This window comes from Enterobacter sp. MGH85, assembly GCF_001037655.1.
GTDB classification, from domain to species: Bacteria; Pseudomonadota; Gammaproteobacteria; order Enterobacterales; family Enterobacteriaceae; genus Enterobacter; species Enterobacter intestinihominis.
The window spans coordinates 3,952,943-3,970,626 of the sequence record NZ_KQ089925.1; the positions used below are offsets into that span (position 1 = coordinate 3,952,943).

Annotated in this window: 14 protein-coding genes; 9 read left to right on the forward strand and 5 right to left on the reverse strand. The window is 54.6% G+C overall.

The features are described from left to right. Window positions 1-63: 63 nt before the first annotated feature. Window positions 64-1,074 carry a quinone-dependent dihydroorotate dehydrogenase gene (gene pyrD, locus SK51_RS18850; protein WP_015570907.1) on the reverse strand — a complete coding sequence of 337 codons (1,011 nt, stop codon included), beginning with the start codon at window positions 1,072-1,074 and terminating at the stop codon, window positions 64-66. Window positions 1,075-1,323: 249 nt separating this feature from the next. Between pyrD and ssuE the strand changes: the two genes are divergently transcribed. The 5 genes from ssuE to ssuB are packed head-to-tail and all read left to right on the forward strand — an operon-like array spanning window position 1,324 to window position 5,564. Further along, the gene (gene ssuE / locus SK51_RS18855) at window positions 1,324-1,899 is read left to right on the forward strand and encodes an NADPH-dependent FMN reductase (protein ID WP_022647647.1); all 576 of its coding nucleotides are present in this window, start codon (window positions 1,324-1,326) and stop codon (window positions 1,897-1,899) included. Beyond that, entirely contained in the window at window positions 1,892-2,854 is a 963-nt protein-coding gene (locus SK51_RS18860; protein ID WP_023305816.1) for a sulfonate ABC transporter substrate-binding protein, read from the forward strand. Before ssuE ends, SK51_RS18860 begins: the two co-directional genes overlap by 8 nt. Then, on the forward strand, window positions 2,851-3,996 hold the full coding sequence (gene ssuD / locus SK51_RS18865; RefSeq protein ID WP_023305815.1) for an FMNH2-dependent alkanesulfonate monooxygenase: 1,146 nt from the start codon (window positions 2,851-2,853) through the stop codon (window positions 3,994-3,996). Before SK51_RS18860 ends, ssuD begins: the two co-directional genes overlap by 4 nt. Window positions 3,997-4,005: 9 nt before the next feature. Further along, on the forward strand, window positions 4,006-4,797 hold the full coding sequence (gene ssuC / locus SK51_RS18870) for an aliphatic sulfonate ABC transporter permease SsuC (RefSeq protein WP_023299738.1): 792 nt from the start codon (window positions 4,006-4,008) through the stop codon (window positions 4,795-4,797). Then, a complete protein-coding gene (gene ssuB, locus SK51_RS18875) occupies window positions 4,794-5,564 on the forward strand; it encodes an aliphatic sulfonates ABC transporter ATP-binding protein (RefSeq protein ID WP_023305814.1) in 771 nt (256 codons plus the stop codon). Before ssuC ends, ssuB begins: the two co-directional genes overlap by 4 nt. A gap of 89 nt (window positions 5,565-5,653) precedes the next feature. Here the strand turns inward: ssuB and pepN are convergent, their stop codons facing one another. Then, on the reverse strand, window positions 5,654-8,266 hold the full coding sequence (gene pepN / locus SK51_RS18880) for an aminopeptidase N (RefSeq protein ID WP_023305813.1): 2,613 nt from the start codon (window positions 8,264-8,266) through the stop codon (window positions 5,654-5,656). Window positions 8,267-8,519: 253 nt separating this feature from the next. On the opposite strand from pepN, the gene pncB reads away from it, so the two are divergent. The 4 genes from pncB (at window position 8,520) to SK51_RS18900 (ending at window position 14,331) form a co-directional block, all read left to right on the forward strand. Then, window positions 8,520-9,722 (forward strand): nicotinate phosphoribosyltransferase, encoded by a 1,203-nt coding sequence (gene pncB / locus SK51_RS18885; RefSeq protein ID WP_023305812.1) that lies wholly within the window; start codon window positions 8,520-8,522, stop codon window positions 9,720-9,722. Window positions 9,723-9,890: 168 nt separating this feature from the next. Beyond that, the gene (gene asnS, locus SK51_RS18890) at window positions 9,891-11,291 is read left to right on the forward strand and encodes an asparagine--tRNA ligase (protein WP_003858191.1); all 1,401 of its coding nucleotides are present in this window, start codon (window positions 9,891-9,893) and stop codon (window positions 11,289-11,291) included. A 606-nt stretch (window positions 11,292-11,897) separates the two neighbouring features. Continuing rightward, window positions 11,898-12,956 (forward strand): porin OmpF, encoded by a 1,059-nt coding sequence (ompF, locus tag SK51_RS18895; protein ID WP_022647640.1) that lies wholly within the window; start codon window positions 11,898-11,900, stop codon window positions 12,954-12,956. A 184-nt stretch (window positions 12,957-13,140) separates the two neighbouring features. Beyond that, window positions 13,141-14,331 (forward strand): amino acid aminotransferase, encoded by a 1,191-nt coding sequence (locus SK51_RS18900; RefSeq protein ID WP_023299734.1) that lies wholly within the window; start codon window positions 13,141-13,143, stop codon window positions 14,329-14,331. A gap of 52 nt (window positions 14,332-14,383) precedes the next feature. Here SK51_RS18900 and SK51_RS18905 read toward each other — a convergent pair whose 3' ends face one another. From SK51_RS18905 to ldtD, 3 genes are all read right to left on the reverse strand, one after another. Beyond that, window positions 14,384-15,031, reverse strand: a complete 648-nt coding sequence (locus tag SK51_RS18905; protein ID WP_022647638.1) for an MBL fold metallo-hydrolase — start codon at window positions 15,029-15,031, stop codon at window positions 14,384-14,386. 20 nt (window positions 15,032-15,051) lie between these two features. After that, a complete protein-coding gene (locus tag SK51_RS18910) occupies window positions 15,052-15,603 on the reverse strand; it encodes a peptidoglycan L,D-endopeptidase MepK (protein WP_003858202.1) in 552 nt (183 codons plus the stop codon). 175 nt (window positions 15,604-15,778) lie between these two features. Next, the gene (gene ldtD / locus SK51_RS18915; protein WP_032671009.1) at window positions 15,779-17,602 is read right to left on the reverse strand and encodes a L,D-transpeptidase; all 1,824 of its coding nucleotides are present in this window, start codon (window positions 17,600-17,602) and stop codon (window positions 15,779-15,781) included. Window positions 17,603-17,684 lie beyond the last annotated feature (82 nt).

Consider the following 17,684-nt stretch of genomic DNA (forward strand, 5'->3'; position numbering starts at 1 on the left):
TGACGGAATATAAAACAACCAGGGCTGGAAATAAAGCCCTGGTTGTCTGATTAAGAGAAAAGATTAGATATGCGTGACAATTTCTTTAATCAATGGCGGCCCTTTAAAAATAAAGCCGGAATAAATTTGCACCAGTGAAGCCCCTGCCGCCATCTTCTCACGTGCAGCGATGACGGAGTCAATGCCACCCACGCCAATAATCGGCAGCTGGCCTTTTAATTCCGCAGAGAGTGCGCGAATAATTTCGGTGCTTTTTAATTGTACCGGACGGCCACTTAATCCACCCGCTTCGTCACAGTTTTTCATTCCCTGGACGAGGGAGCGATCGAGCGTTGTATTGGTCGCAATCACACCATCAATATTATGGCGAACTAAACTGTCGGCAACCTGGATCAATTCCTCTGCCGAAAGATCCGGGGCGATCTTAACCGCGACCGGAACATATTTATGGTGGATCGCCTGTAGTGCCGTTTGTTTATTTTTAATGGCGCTAAGAAGATCGTCAAGCGCTTCGCCATATTGTAATGAACGCAGCCCTGGGGTGTTAGGCGAGGATATATTCACCGCGATATAACCGGCATAAGCATAGACTTTTTCCATACAAATCAGATAGTCATCTTTACCCTGCTCGACTGGCGTGTCTTTATTTTTGCCAATATTAATACCCAGCACACCATCAAAATGGGCTTTCTTAACGTTCTCAACCAGATGATCGACGCCAAGGTTATTAAAGCCCATGCGGTTGATCAGCCCCTCGGCTTCAACCAGGCGGAACAGACGTGGCTTGTCATTTCCCGGCTGCGGACGCGGCGTCACCGTCCCGATTTCGATCGAGCCAAAGCCCATCGCACCGAGTGCATCAATGCATTCGCCATTTTTGTCCAGACCGGCTGCAAGGCCCAGTGGATTTTTGAACGTCAGGCCCATGCATTGGACAGGTTTTTCCGGCACGTTTTGACGCACCAGCGCGGCCAGAGGCGTTCCTGTAATACGACGTAACTGCTGAAATGTAAATTCATGAGCGCGCTCAGGATCGAGCTGGAAAAGGGCTTTACGAACGAAGGGGTAGTACATGAACTCTCCTGGATTCCCGGTGTGCAAACCGGGAGGGGATTATGTGCGATCCCGCCCGGAAAGGGAATTGACCTGTGGCAAAAAAAGCCATGTAAAACGCAATCGTTTACTTATCGGTTCGCTTCTTATGCTTTTTTCTGCATTCATCCTGAGGATAAATCATTTAGTGGAATAACCACGCAATGTCACACTCCTGAAAATTGTTATGAATGTTAGATAAAAGCAAACAATTAGTTATAAGGAGCAACCATGCGCGTCATTACCCTGGCCGGAAGCCCCCGCTTCCCCTCTCGATCCAGCGCACTGCTGGAATACGCTCGCGAAAAGCTTAATGCTCTGGATGTCGAAGTGTGTCACTGGAATTTGCACAATTTCGCGCCTGAAGATCTGCTCTACGCCCGTTTCGACAGCCCGGCGCTGAAAACCCTGATCGAACAACTTAAGCGTGCTGACGGGTTGGTCGTCGCGACACCAATTTATAAAGCCTCTTTTTCCGGTGCACTGAAAACGCTGCTCGATCTGCTGCCCGAACGCGCGCTGGACGGTAAGGTCGTCCTGCCGCTGGCCACAGGCGGTACGGTAGCCCATTTACTGGCGGTGGATTATGCCCTCAAGCCAGTTCTGAACGCGCTGAAAGCGCAGGAGATCCTGCATGGCGTCTTCGCTGACGACTCACAGGTAATCGACTACCAGCATAAACCGCATTTCACGCCGAATCTGCAAACCCGCCTCGACAGCGCGCTTGAAACCTTCTGGCACGCCCTTAATCGTCGGGATCGCCACGCGGCGGCATTTCATCAATCACAAGGAGTGGCGCATGTTTAAAACAGTTACCCGTATCGGGCTGGCAGGTCTGCTGGCAGTGGCATCGCTGGCTCAGGCGGCGGAGAAAACGCCGGAGAGCCTGCGTATCGGTTATCAGAAAGGCAGCGTCAGCATGGTGCTGGCGAAAAGCCATGCGCTGCTGGAGAAACGTTTCCCGCAGACCAAATTCTCATGGGTCGAGTTCCCTGCCGGACCGCAGATGCTGGAGGCGCTGAACGTCGGGAGTATTGATTTAGGCAGCACCGGCGATATCCCGCCGATCTTTGCCCAGGCGGCCGGGGCGGATCTGGTTTACGTTGGCGTTGAACCCGCCAAGCCGAAGGCAGAGGTTATTTTGGTGCCGGAAAACAGCGAGATCAAAAGCGTCGCCGATCTCAAAGGTCATAAGGTTGCTTTCCAGAAAGGTTCCAGCTCGCACAACCTGCTGCTGCGCGCGTTGCAGGAGGCCGGCCTTAAATTCACCGATATCCAGCCCGTTTACCTGACGCCTGCCGATGCGCGCGCGGCGTTTCAGCAAAAAAATGTTGATGCCTGGGCTATCTGGGATCCGTACTACTCCGCCGCACTGTTGCAGGGCGGTATGCGGGTGCTGAAAGACGGCACCACCCTGAAACAAACCGGTTCGTTCTACCTGGCGGCACGTCCTTACGCTGAAAAAAATGGCGCATTTATTCAGCAGGTGCTGGATACCTTCTCTCAGGCCGATGCGCTGACCCAAAGCCAGCGTCAGCAGAGCATCACGCTGCTGGCAAAAACCATGGGCCTGCCTGAACCGGTGATCGCCACTTATCTTGACCACCGTCCTCCCACCACCATAGCACCGGTTGACGCCCACGTTGCCGCTCTCCAGCAGCAAACGGCAGACCTTTTTTATCAAAACCGCCTGGTTCCAAAGCAGGTGAATATTCGCGAACGCATCTGGCAACCCGCTGGCATTGAAGGAAAAAAATCATGAGTCTGAATCTTTTCTGGTTTTTACCCACCCACGGTGATGGACACTATCTTGGCACAGAAGAAGGCGCCCGCCCGGTCGATCACGGCTATCTACAGCAGATCGCCCAGGCGGCAGACCGCATCGGTTTTACCGGGGTGCTGATCCCGACGGGCCGTTCATGTGAGGATGCGTGGCTGGTTGCCGCGTCGATGATCCCCGTCACCAAGCGCCTGAAATTCCTGGTAGCCTTGCGCCCAAGCGTGGTGTCGCCCACCGTCGCGGCACGCCAGGCGGCAACGCTGGACAGGCTCTCCAACGGCCGCGCGCTGTTCAATCTGGTGACGGGCAGCGATCCGCAGGAGCTGGCGGGCGATGGTGTTTTTCTCGATCATACCGAGCGCTATGAAGCCTCCGCAGAGTTCACCCGCGTCTGGCGACGTCTGCTGGAAGGGGAAACCGTCACCTTCGAAGGAAAACATATCCACGTTCGCGATGCGCAACTCTACTTCCCGCCGGTACAACAGCCGCGCCCTCCCCTTTATTTCGGCGGATCGTCGGACGTGGCGCAGGAGCTGGCGGCTGAGCAGGTCGATCTCTATCTGACCTGGGGCGAGCCACCGGAGCTGGTTAAAGAGAAAATTGCTCAGGTACGCGCCAAAGCCGCAGAACATGGCCGTACGGTGCGCTTCGGCATTCGCCTGCACGTGATCGTACGCGAAACCAACGACGAGGCCTGGCAAGCTGCCGACCGTCTGATCGCTCATCTGGACGACGACACTATCGCCAAAGCACAGGCGGCGTTTGCCAAAACCGACTCCGTGGGCCAACACCGAATGGCCTCCCTGCACAACGGCAAGCGTGAAAATCTTGAGATCAGCCCGAACCTGTGGGCCGGGGTGGGTCTGGTGCGCGGCGGCGCCGGTACGGCGCTGGTCGGCGATGGTCCAACCGTAGCGGCACGCATTAATGAATACGCGGCGCTGGGGATCGACAGCTTTATCCTGTCTGGCTACCCGCATCTGGAGGAGGCCTACAAGGTGGGTGAACTGCTCTTCCCGCACCTGGATGTCGCTATCCCGGAAATTCCGCAGCCACGTCAGCTTCAGTTGCAGGGCGAAGCCGTGGCGAATGCGTTTATCCCGAGAAAAGTCGCGCAAAGTTAAGGAGCCACCATGTCTTCAACCGCACAAAAATGGCTGCTGCGCGCCGCACCGTGGTTTCTGCCCGTCGGCATTGTCCTCGTCTGGCAACTGGCGTCTTCAACTGGCTGGCTGTCGAGCCGTATTTTGCCCTCTCCGGAGGGCGTTGTGGAAGCGTTCTGGTCGCTAAGCGCCAGCGGTGAGCTGTGGCAACATCTTGCCATCAGCTCCTGGCGCGCGGTAATCGGCTTTTCGATTGGCGGGAGCATCGGCCTGACGCTGGGGCTGATCAGCGGCCTGTCCCGCTGGGGTGAGCGGCTGCTGGATACCTCCGTTCAAATGCTGCGTAACGTGCCGCATCTGGCGCTTATTCCGCTGGTTATCCTGTGGTTTGGCATTGATGAGAGCGCCAAAATTTTCCTCGTGGCGCTGGGAACATTATTCCCGATTTATATCAATACCTGGCATGGGATCCGCAATATCGATCGCGGTCTGGTTGAGATGGCCCGCAGCTATGGCCTGTCAGGTTTTGCCCTGTTTACCCATGTGATCCTGCCGGGCGCCCTGCCCTCCATTATGGTTGGCGTGCGTTTTGCGCTCGGCCTGATGTGGCTAACCCTGATTGTGGCGGAAACCATTTCGGCTAACTCCGGCATTGGTTATCTGGCGATGAACGCCCGCGAGTTCCTGCAAACGGACGTGGTGGTGGTTGCCATTATCCTTTATGCCCTGCTTGGCAAACTTGCGGACGTCAGCGCCCAGTGGCTGGAACGTAGCTGGCTGCGCTGGAACCCGGCCTACACCGCTCAGGAGGCGAAAGCATGAATACTGCACGACTGAACCAGGGAACACCGTTACTGCTGAACGGCGTGACCAAACGCTACGGCGACAACACCATTCTGAATGCACTGGATCTGCATATTCCTGCCGGACAGTTTGTGGCCGTTGTTGGCCGCAGCGGTGGCGGCAAGAGTACCCTGCTGCGTCTTTTAGCCGGGCTGGAGGCGCCAAACAGTGGTGACATTCTGGCAGGCACCACGCCGCTGTCCACGATTCAGGATGATACGCGCATGATGTTTCAGGACGCGCGTCTGCTGCCGTGGAAAACGGTGATGGATAACGTCGGGCTGGGCCTGAAGGGCAGCTGGCGGGAGCACGCCCGGCAGGCACTCGCCGCCGTCGGGCTGGAGAATCGTGCGGGAGAGTGGCCTGCGGCCCTGTCGGGTGGACAAAAGCAGCGCGTGGCCCTGGCACGCGCGCTGATTCATCGTCCCGGCCTGCTGCTGCTTGATGAACCGCTCGGCGCGCTTGATGCCCTGACGCGGATCGAGATGCAGGATCTGATTGAAACCCTCTGGCAGACGCACGGCTTTACGGTGCTGCTGGTGACGCATGACGTAAGCGAAGCTGTGGCAATGGCAGACAGGGTGCTGTTAATAGAAGAGGGTAAAATTGGTCTGGATCTGACGGTGGATATTCCACGTCCTCGCCGGGTGGGATCGGCCAGACTGGCGGAGCTGGAGGCGGAAGTGCTGGATAGAGTGATGAAACGTGGAGAAGCGGAGATTCAGCGGATAAAGGCTAATGCCTGATGCCCTCACCCCGGCCCTCTTCAACAGGGAGCACGGCGCAAGGGCAAATCGTAGGCCCGGTAAGCGAAGCGCCACCGGGCTTTTTTACATCAGGCCAGCGCCTTTGTAATCTTCTCGTACAGATCGCCAGACAAATTTTCCAGCCCTTTCAGCTGCTCAAGTGCGGCACGCATTTTCGCCTGACGCTGCGCATCGTAGCGTTTCAGGCGGATCAGCGGCTCAATCAGACGAGACGCCACCTGCGGGTTACGGCTGTTCAGCTCGGTCAGCATTTCAACCATGAACTGATAACCGCTGCCGTCTTCAGCATGGAACGCGGCCGGGTTACTGCTGGCAAACGCGCCAATCAGGGAGCGGACGCGGTTCGGGTTGCTCATGGTGAACGAACGGTGCTTCAGCAGGCTGCGGACCTTGCTGAGTACATCGACTGCCGGGCTGGTGGCCTGAAGAATGAACCACTTGTCCATCACCAGACCATCCTGATGCCACCTGTCGTCGTACTCCTGCATAAGCGCATCGCGGCACGGCAGCTCGGCGGCAACGCTTGCAGCCAGTGCGGCCAGCGCATCCGTCATGTTATCGGCCTCATGGTACTGCTTGCTGACCAGCGTGTTCGCCAGCTCTGCCTCACCAAATGCCAGATAGCGCAGGCAGGTATTGCGCAGGGAACGTTTACCGATATCCGCATGTTCCACCCGATACGCGTCCAGCTTGTTGGCGTTGTAAATTGCGAGGAATTCATCTGCCAGTTCGGTCGCCAGCGTGCGGGTCAGCGCTTCACGCACGGCGACGATCGCAATGGGGTCAATGATGTCAAACAGCTCGGCGATTTCAGTCGCAGACGGCAGCGTCAAAATTTCAGCCGCCAGCGCCGGGTCAATATTCTCATCCAGCAGGATGGCACGGAAGGCGTCTGCCACATGAACCGGCAGCGTCAGCGGCTGGCCCTGCTGGTAACGGTTCACGTTCAGCTTGATGTACGTTGCCAGCAGGCTTTGTGCCGCATCCCAGCGCGAGAAATCGTTGCGCGCGTGACGCATCAGGAACGTCAGCTGCTGATCGCTCCACTTGTATTCGAGTTTCACCGGCGCGGAGAACTCGCACAGCAGGGCAGGAACAGGCTGGAAATAGACGTTATCGAAGATAAAGGTCTGCTCTGCCTGGGTCACGTTCAGCACGTTATGCACCGGGTGACCGCCCTTCTGTAACGGGATCACGTTGCCTTCGTTGTCGTACAGCTCAACGCTGAACGGAATGTGCAGCGGATGTTTCTCTTCCTGCTCCGCCGTTGGCGGTGTGCGCTGGCTGATGGTCAGCGTGTACTGCTCAGTTTCCGGGTTGTAGTCGTCTTTGACCGTCACAATCGGCGTACCGGCCTGGCTGTACCAGCGGCGGAAATGAGACAGATCCACGTTAGAGGCGTCTTCCATCGCCTGGACGAAATCGTCGCAGGTGGCCGCACTGCCGTCATGACGCTCGAAGTAAAGCTGCATCCCTTTCTGGAAATTCGCTTCGCCCAGCAGGGTGTGGATCATGCGGATAATTTCAGCGCCTTTTTCGTACACCGTCAGGGTGTAGAAGTTATTCATCTCAATGACTTTATCCGGGCGGATCGGATGGGCCATTGGGCTGGCATCTTCTGCAAATTGCAGACCACGCATGGTGCGCACGTTGTTGATGCGGTTTACCGCCCGCGATCCCAGATCGGAGCTGAACTCCTGATCGCGGAAGACGGTTAAGCCCTCTTTCAGGCTCAGCTGGAACCAGTCGCGGCAGGTGACGCGGTTCCCGGTCCAGTTATGGAAATATTCGTGGCCGATAACGCGTTCGATATCGAGGTAATCTTTATCCGTTGCGGTATCGGTACGCGCCAGCACGTATTTGGAGTTGAAGATGTTAAGACCTTTATTCTCCATCGCGCCCATATTGAAGAAATCGACAGCAACGATCATATAGATGTCGAGGTCATATTCGAGGCCAAAGCGCGTTTCATCCCACTTCATGGAGTTGATGAGGGAGGTCATTGCCCACGGGGCGCGGTCAAGGTTGCCACGGTCCACGAACAGCTCCAGCGCGACTTCACGGCCAGAGCGCGTTTTAAAGGTGTCGCGCAGAACATCGAAATCGCCCGCCACCAGCGCAAACAGGTAGCAGGGTTTAGGGAACGGATCCTGCCACTGTACCCAGTGACGGCCATTCTCCAGTTCCCCTTCACCAATCCGGTTGCCGTTGGAAAGCAGGTACGGGTACAGCGTTTTGTCGGCAATAATTTTGGTGGTAAAGCGCGCCAGGACGTCCGGGCGATCCAGATACCAGGTAATGTGGCGGAACCCTTCGGCTTCACATTGGGTGCACAGGGCTACGCCTGACTGGTAAAGCCCTTCCAGCGCGGTATTGGCGGCAGGGCTGATTTCATTCACGATGCGCAGGGTAAAGCGTTCCGGCAGGTTGTCGATGACCAGCTGGTTGCCTTCTTCTTTATAGTCTGACCAGGCTTCATCATTAATATGCAGGGAAACCAGCGTCAGGTCTTCACCATCCAGACGCAGCGGCACGGCTGTCGCGCTCTGGCGCGTCACCTGGCTTACCGCCGTCACGACGGTTTTTGTGGCATCCAGGTCGAAGGTCAGATCGATATCGCTTATCAGGTAATCCGGCGCACGGTAGTCGTGGCGGTATTTAGCTTGTGGCTGTTGTGTCATAGAAAACCTTATGCATCGTTTGTCGAGTAACGATTCAATATATTCCGGTTGTGTAAAACGCGCTATGCAGAATGTTCATCTTTTCAGGCACAACGCCGTTTTTGCTACATTTTTATAACACGGGGCACGAAATGCGCTCGACCATAAAGTGTGCTTATGTTGTGATCGGGGTTCAATAAATCACTAAACAGGGTATACTCCGGAGTTGTTTATTGTACTAAACGCTCCCGTGAGAGGATGCTACAGCGCACCTATGACTCAATTCGCTTCTCCGGTTCTGCATACGTTGCTGGATACCGACGCGTACAAGCTGCATATGCAGCAAGCCGTGTTTCACCACTATCATGATGTTCATGTTGCGGCGGAATTTCGCTGCCGGGGTGACGACTTGCTGGGTATCTACGCAGATTCCATTCGTGAACAGGTCGATGCCATGCAGCATCTGGCGCTCACCGATGACGAATATCAGTGGCTTTCAGGCCTGCCTTTCTTTAAAGCGGACTATCTGAACTGGCTGCGTGAGTTCCGCTATAAGCCGGAACAGGTCACCGTCACCAATGATAACGGCAAGCTGGACATTCGTCTGACCGGCCCGTGGCGCGAAGTGATCATGTGGGAAGTGCCGCTTCTGGCCGTGATCAGCGAGCTGGCCCACCGTTATCGCTCCCCTGAAACTGGTGTAACGCAGGCGGTTGCCGCTCTGGAGAATAAACTCGTTGAGTTTTCCAGACTGACAGAAGGGCTGGATATGTCCCGCTTCCGTCTGATGGACTTTGGCACGCGCCGCCGCTTCTCTCGCGAGGTTCAGGAAGCCATTGTCAGACGTCTGCAACAGGAGCCGTGGTTCGTTGGCACCAGTAACTACGATCTGGCGCGTCGCCTTGATTTAACGCCGATGGGTACCCAGGCGCACGAATGGTTCCAGGCGCACCAGCAGATCAGCCCTGACCTTGCCAACAGCCAGCGCGCCGCCCTCGCCGCGTGGCTTGAGGAATACCCGGATCGGCTGGGTATTGCCCTTACCGACTGCATTACCATGGACGCGTTCCTGCGCGACTTTGGCTCTGAGTTTGCCGAACGCTACCAGGGTTTGCGCCATGATTCCGGGGACCCGGTTGAGTGGGGTGAGAAAGCCATCGCCCATTACGAAAAACTGGGTATCGATCCCATGAGTAAGGTGCTGGTCTTCTCCGATAACCTTGACCTGGCGAAAGCCGTCGACCTTTATCGCCACTTCTCATCGCGGGTGAACCTGAGTTTCGGGATTGGTACGCGCTTAACCTGTGATATCCCCCAGGTGAAACCGCTGAACATCGTCATAAAGCTAGTGGAATGTAACGGTAAGCCGGTCGCGAAGCTCTCCGACAGCCCTGGCAAAACCATCTGCCATGACAAAGCGTTTGTCCGCGCATTACGTAAAGCCTTCGATCTGCCTCAGGTTAAAAAAGCCAGTTAACGGCTTCGGGGGAGCCTTCATGCTTCCCCTTCTCTTATTAATTTCTTATTTCTTCTCTTAAGACGGTGAAATTTACTTGTCTGATAGCGGATGGCAGGTAACATAGATATCCCCCCTATAAGGGCGGACAAGTGTTTATTTTTTCCGACTATTAACAGAGAGAATATTATGAGCGTTGTGCCTGTAGCCGACGTACTCCAGGGCCGTGTCGCCGTTGACCAGGAGGTCACCGTGCGCGGATGGGTGCGTACTCGCCGAGATTCTAAAGCTGGCATCTCCTTCCTCGCCGTCTATGACGGTTCCTGCTTTGATCCTGTACAGGCCGTCATTAATAATTCTCTGCCCAATTACAATGATGACGTTCTCCACCTGACAACCGGCTGTTCCGTGATCGTCACCGGTGTTGTGGTGGCCTCTCCGGGCCAGGGTCAGAGCTACGAAATTCAGGCGACCTCGGTGGAAGTGACCGGCTGGGTTGAAGATCCAGACACCTATCCGATGGCTGCAAAGCGTCACAGCATCGAATATCTGCGTGAAGTTGCGCACCTGCGTCCGCGCACCAACCTGATTGGTGCAGTGGCGCGCGTGCGTCATACGCTGGCGCAGGCGCTGCATCGCTTCTTTGACGAGCAGGGTTACTTCTGGGTGTCTACTCCGCTGATCACGGCATCCGATACCGAAGGCGCAGGTGAAATGTTCCGCGTTTCAACGCTGGATATGGAAAACCTGCCACGTACGCCGGAAGGAAAAGTCGATTACGACAAAGACTTCTTTGGTAAAGAAGCCTTCCTGACGGTTTCCGGCCAGCTCAACGGCGAAACCTACGCCTGTGCGCTGTCTAAGATCTACACCTTCGGCCCAACCTTCCGTGCGGAAAACTCTAACACCAGCCGTCACCTGGCGGAATTCTGGATGCTGGAGCCGGAAGTCGCCTTTGCCGATCTGAATGACGTGGCAGGCCTGGCAGAAGCGATGCTGAAATACGTGTTCAAAGCGGTTCTCGAAGAGCGCGCAGACGACATGAAATTCTTCGCTGAGCGTGTCGATAACGACGCCATCGCCCGTCTTGAGCGCTTCGTCTCCGCAGACTTCGCGCAGGTGGATTACACCGACGCGGTCGCTATCCTGGAAAAATGCGGCGAGAAATTCGAAAACCCGGTTTACTGGGGCGTGGATCTCTCCTCCGAGCATGAACGTTATCTGGCAGAGAAGCACTTCAAAGCACCGGTTGTGGTGAAAAACTATCCGAAAGACATTAAGGCGTTCTATATGCGCCTTAACGAAGATGGTAAAACCGTTGCCGCGATGGATGTTCTGGCGCCGGGCATCGGTGAGATCATCGGTGGCTCCCAGCGTGAAGAGCGCCTGGATGTACTGGACGCGCGTATGCAGGAGATGGGCCTGAACCCGGCGGACTACAGCTGGTATCGCGATCTCCGTCGTTACGGCACCGTTCCGCACTCTGGCTTTGGCCTGGGCTTCGAACGTCTGATTGCTTACGTAACAGGTGTTCAGAACGTACGTGATGTGATTCCGTTCCCACGTACACCGCGTAACGCAAGTTTCTAACCGACCAAATCATTAATGGCCAGCAAATGCTGGCCATTATTTTATCCTGCAATGTCAGTTTTCGTCAGTCAAAAGTAAGCGTCTATAAACCACAACCCCGCAATTCCCTCTACCTGTTACGTTTTGTTTCCACGAAATATCCTTAGACAAAAAAATAACCCTATTCTTATTGCGCTTAATACAATCCTTACGCAATAGCACAAAAAACAACCACTTTCACAGCCATCTGGATGGCTTTTGTCGATTATAAGAAAAAATGAGCCGTTTAACTTCTGTTTATACGAAAGACCTTTAGCTAAATTAAATATAAGGAAATCATATATATAAGAATAAAGCGGAGGTTTAATTCACCAGAACGCGCTGAAATTTGAGGTGCTTCACAAAGTTCCCAAAAATACATATTTAGTTACACATATTTTCTTTTGGTAACTGAATCTTGAAGATTGTAGCACTTTCAGTGTAGCGAAACGGTTCTATGAATGGAAAGATGCCTGTCAGACACATAAAGACACCTAACTCTCATCAATAGTTCCGGAAATATTTATTGACAGAATTTATTGACGGCAGTGGCGAGTGTCATAAAAAAACCAATGAGGGTAATAAATAATGATGAAGCGCAATATCCTGGCAGTGGTAGTCCCTGCCCTGCTGGTAGCCGGTGCAGCAAACGCTGCTGAAATCTATAACAAAGACGGCAACAAATTAGATCTTTACGGGAAAGCAGTTGGCCTGCATTACTTCTCTGATTACGCGGGCAACGATGGCGACAACACTTACGCGCGTCTGGGCTTCAAAGGTGAAACTCAGATCAACGATCAGCTGACTGGCTACGGTCAGTGGGAATACAATTTCCAGGGTAACAACTCTGAAGGCGGCGATGCGCAGAACGGCAACAAAACCCGTCTGGCATTCGCAGGTCTGAAATTTGGTGACGCAGGCTCCTTCGACTACGGTCGTAACTACGGTCTGGTCTATGACGCAATCGGCATCACCGATATGCTGCCTGAGTTCGGCGGCGACACCGGCGCGAGCGATAACTTCTTCGCAGGCCGTACGGGTGGTCTGGCGACTTACCGTAACAGCAACTTCTTCGGCCTGGTTGACGGTCTGAACTTTGGTGTTCAGTACCTGGGCAAAAATGAACGTGATGACGCGGTACGTTCCAACGGCGACGGCTGGGCGACCTCTCTGAGCTATGACTACGAAGGCTTCGGCATTGTCGGTGCTTATGGCGCCGCTGACCGTACCAACAACCAGCAGACTCTGGAATGGGGTGAAGGCGACAAGGCTGAACAGTGGGCAACCGGCCTGAAATACGACGCGAACAACATCTACCTGGCAGCCATTTATGGCGAAATGCGTAACGCAGCGCGCCTGGGCAGCCGTGGTTTCGCTAACAAGTCTCAGGACTTCTCTGTTGTCGCTCAGTACCAGTTCGATTTCGGCCTGCGTCCATCCATCGCTTACTACAAATCTAAAGCGAAAGACGTAGAAGGTATCGGTGACGAAGACTACATCAACTACGTTGATATCGGTGCGACCTACTACTTCAACAAAAACATGTCTACCTATGTTGACTATCAGATCAACCAGCTGAAAGACGACAACAAGCTGGGCATCAACAACGATGACATCGTGGCTCTGGGTCTGGTTTACCAGTTCTAATCAGCACACCTCGTTGCTATATGCTTAATGAACAGGGCTTCGGCCCTGTTTTTTTATTCCCGACAGAAAATAATAGCGACTTTTGAAAAGCCGCACGCTTTTCGTCGCAAACGGTTGGCATTTTGTAAATCTACCGTTAACCTGATAGCGGATTTCACTTCTGTAATCACAATGGAACTTCGTCATGTTTGAGAACATTACTGCCGCTCCTGCCGACCCAATTCTGGGCCTGGCCGATCTGTTTCGTGCCGACGACCGCCCTGGCAAAATCAACCTGGGTATTGGTGTATATAAAGATGAAACCGGCAAAACTCCGGTACTGACCAGCGTCAAAAAAGCTGAGCAGTATCTGCTGGAAAACGAAACCACCAAAAACTACCTCGGTATTGATGGTATCCCTGAATTTGGTCGCTGCACCCAGGAGCTGCTGTTCGGCAAAGGCAGCACCATTGTGAGCGAAAAACGCGCCCGCACGGCGCAGACCCCAGGCGGTACCGGCGCACTGCGCGTGGCGGCAGATTTCCTGGCGAAAAACACCTCTGTGAAGCGTGTCTGGGTAAGCAATCCAAGCTGGCCGAACCACAAGAGCGTGTTTAATTCTGCGGGTCTGGAAGTCCGTGAATACGCCTACTATGACGCGGCAAACCACGCGCTGGACTTCGATGGTTTGCTGGCCAGCCTGAGCGAAGCCCAGGCGGGCGATGTGGTGCTGTTCCATGGCTGCTGCCATAACCCAACTGGTATCGATCCTACGCTTGAACAGTGGGAACAGCTGGCTAAGCTGTCCGTTGAAAAAGGCTGGCTGCCGCTGTTCGACTTCGCTTACCAGGGCTTTGCCCGTGGTCTGGAAGAAGATGCTGAAGGTCTGCGCGCATTCGCCGCCGTCCATCAGGAGCTGATTGTCGCAAGCTCCTATTCCAAGAACTTTGGTCTGTATAACGAGCGTGTCGGCGCCTGTACGCTGGTGGCCGCTGACGATCAAACTGTCGATCGCGCATTCAGCCAGATGAAGTCCGTGATCCGCGCTAACTACTCCAACCCACCGGCACACGGTGCGTCTGTAGTTGCGACGATCCTGAGCAACGATGCGCTGCGCGCAATCTGGGAACAAGAGCTGAACGATATGCGTCAGCGCATTCAACGCATGCGTCTGCTGTTTGTGAACACGCTGGCTGAGAAAGGCGCCGACCGTGACTTCAGCTTCATCATCAAGCAGAACGGCATGTTCTCCTTCAGCGGTCTGACCAAAGAGCAGGTGCTGCGCCTGCGTGAAGAGTTTGGCGTCTATGCCGTTGCCTCTGGCCGCGTGAACGTTGCAGGTATGACGCCTGACAACATGGCGCCACTGTGCGAAGCCATTGTCGCGGTGCTGTAACCTGCACCCATAAAAAAAGCCTGCATCGCGCAGGCTTTTTTATTGAAAGGGTTTACCAGACAGGCATTTCATCCTGAAGGAACGGGTTATGCAACCGCTCATCGCCCAGCGTTGACATTGGTCCGTGTCCAGGGATAAACGTCACATCATCACCTAACGGTAATAACTTCTGCTTAATCGACTGAATCAGCTGACCATGATCGCCGCGTGGGAAATCGCTGCGTCCTACGCCCCCTTTGAAAATCACGTCACCGGAAATCAGCAGACGCGACGCGTCATCAAAGAAGACAATATGGCCAGGCGTATGCCCGGGGCAATGCAACACCTGTAAAGTTACATTCCCTACGTTAACGCGATCGCCTTCGTTCAGCCAGCGGTCCGGTGTCAGTGGCTGACAGTCATCCAGACCAAACATGCGGCTTTGGGCAGGCAGCCCCTGAAGCCAGAACTCATCTTCTTTTTCCGGGCCGATAATCGGCACACCGTAGTGTTCAGCCAGTTCAGCCGCTGCACCCACATGGTCAAGATGGCCATGGGTCAGTAAAATCTGCATCAGCGTTACACCGCTGGCAGCGACTTCCTGCTTGATTGTCTCAGCGTCGCCACCGGGATCAACAAGCGCGGCCAGTTTAGTTTGTTCACACCAGATCAATGAACAGTTCTGTGAGAATGCGGTAACCGGAATAATACGATAGTTCATACTGCTCCTGTGTTTCGTTATTACCAGTGCCGAACCGGCCCGGTATCAATATGCACAAAGTTGCTACGTGGGTAGTATCCTACACCACCTGCGCGCATAGATAACGCCGCTTTGCGAATATTGGCTAACGAAACGCCTTCAATATGGAAATCCATCGCCTGCCCTTTGGTGTGATAGCTTTTTTTCGCTACCCCACGGCTGTGGGCGCGCAGTTCATTGTTGGTATCCAGAGAGCGATAGCCAGAAATGAGTTGCACCGGCCTTTTGGTCCCCAGCAGTCCCTGCAAGCGGTAAAGCTGATCGAATAATCCAGGGTCGATGGCTTTGATTTTGTTCGCGCGGAAATCACGGAAAAAATGGTTGAGTCGTGCTAATTCATCCTGAATATAGCCTCTGCCATCGAAAAATTCCGCTTTAAGCGTCTCACCAGTATGCAGATTGTTGAGCGTTAAAATACGCGGACGAGGTGTCGAGAGGGTGGCAAATGCTGGCGTCGGAAGGATGGCTGCTGCGCCCAGCGCAACGCCACCTAACGCCAGCAATTTGCGGCGATTAGCGTCAAATTTGTCCATGATAATCAGGTCTACAGGTAAAAGAAATTGTCAATATGCTTAGCGCACGAAGGGCACCATAACTGGCAAAGCCTGCTACGTCAAGGCGCCCAATCCCAGTGAATACGCGGCTTTCAGCCAGATCGTCTCATATTCACCATAACTTACGACAATCATTTTTACCGAACTACTTCATTTACCTGATTAATTGTTCCGCTTTTGGCAAGATTTGTGCGCCGGATCGCGCTGTCAGATCATAATTGTAAATATCTGTACGATACTGGGTACGTCCGTCCGCGCCCACAAACGCCGTCAGATAGTAAAGATTGACCGGAATATTGTGGCGGATATTGACGTAACGCGTATCCCCCTGCTTCAGGGCATCTGATATCCGCGTATCGTTCCAGCCTGCATCCTGCAACAGCATATTCGCCAGTTCGGAGGCCTTATTCACGCGAACGCAGCCAGAACTAAGCGCGCGTGCGTCTTTCTGGAACAGATTATGGTTCGGGGTATCATGCAGATAGATTGCGTCCGAACTTGGCATATTGAATTTGTAACGTCCGAGCGAGTTATGCGCACCCGGTGCCTGCTGGAAACGGAACGGCAGGTTCGAAGGCGTAATCGTTGACCAGTCGACCATCCAGGGGTCAATCGCTTCTTTGCTGTTCCAGCCACGCATCACCGTATAGTTATGTCGCTCCAGATAGCCCGGGTCATTCCAGACCTTAGGCAGGATATCTTTGCGCGCCAGCGTCGGCGGCACGTTCCACGGCGGGTTAACCACCACGTTATTCAGCGCGCTGCTCATCATCGGCGTTTTGCGGTCAGGTCGACCCACAATCACGCGGGACGCCAGCACTTCGCTACCGTCCTGATAGTAGACCAGAGAGTACGCCGGAATGTTGACCATAATGCCGGTGGATAACGTGCCCGGCAGCAAGCGCAAGCGCTGGATATTCAACGCCAGCACCCCTGCCCGCTGGGCCGGAGAGACGTTCAGCCAGTCGCGAGTCGATGGACCAATCACGCCGTCGGCGCCCAGCCCCTGCGCGGCCTGGAACTGCTTCACTGCCGCGACCAGCTCGCGATCGTAAGCGGCGGGCTTATTGCTCAGCGCAACGGCAGTTTTCTCTTTTACCGGCGCCGACGGGCTGACGACTGCGTTTTGCGTCTCGTCGCCGGGCAGCGCAATTTTAGGGCCGCTGTCAAGCATGCCGGACCGTTTCATAATTTCGCGAATCGCAGGCACATCGCTGCTCCATTGTCCCGGACGCAGCGTTGCTGTTCCACGCAACTGAGGCCACGGGCGGGAATCCGCGACCAGCTCAAGAAGCGACTGATGCATCGTGGCATACTGCGGGTGGGCGGGCGCAAGGCTTGCGATAAAGCGCGGCAGTTCACCGTTGTCCAGCGACAGCTGCCACTGATTAATGACGGACAGCGCGGGCGTCGCCAGCTTGTACGGTTTACTGCTGTATAACCAGCGGTTGCCGTTCACCGAAATCCCCGCCACAAACTGCAAGTAGCCCATCATGGCATCAGACAGCACCACGTCACGCGCCTGTCCGATAACGGCAGGGTCGGTCAGGAGTTCAACCCAGGTCGTGAACTGTGGCTGAAAACCTGCAATCGCCACTTCAGCCAGCTGCTGCTGGAAGGCACGTACCGCCTCGCGATTTTCCCACATCGGTTTCATATCGCGCGCAGCGTAAAGCAGCGTGAGCTGGTTAATATAAGCGGGAGTATAGCCCGAGGGCAGCCCGGTCATAAGCTGCTGGCGTAATGATTCAGTATCGATGCCTTCCGGCAGCGGTTTAATGCCGGCCATGATGGCCGTCGCCGGAGACTGATCCAGCGGTTGTGACAGCGACGTCGGCTGCGCGCCCATCGTCGCGGAGCTGTCAGTCGGTACAATTTCAGGCTCATCGGCCTGAGCGGTAAACAGTGGAGCAAACATCACTGTCAGGCACAAACTCAGCGCAGACAGCTGACGACCACGATCTTTCTTAAGCAACATCCCTTGCCCCCTGTTTTTCACGACATGCCCAGTATTATGGAGCTTTCCTTCAGTATAGAAAGGCATACACGCTGCTGCCTTG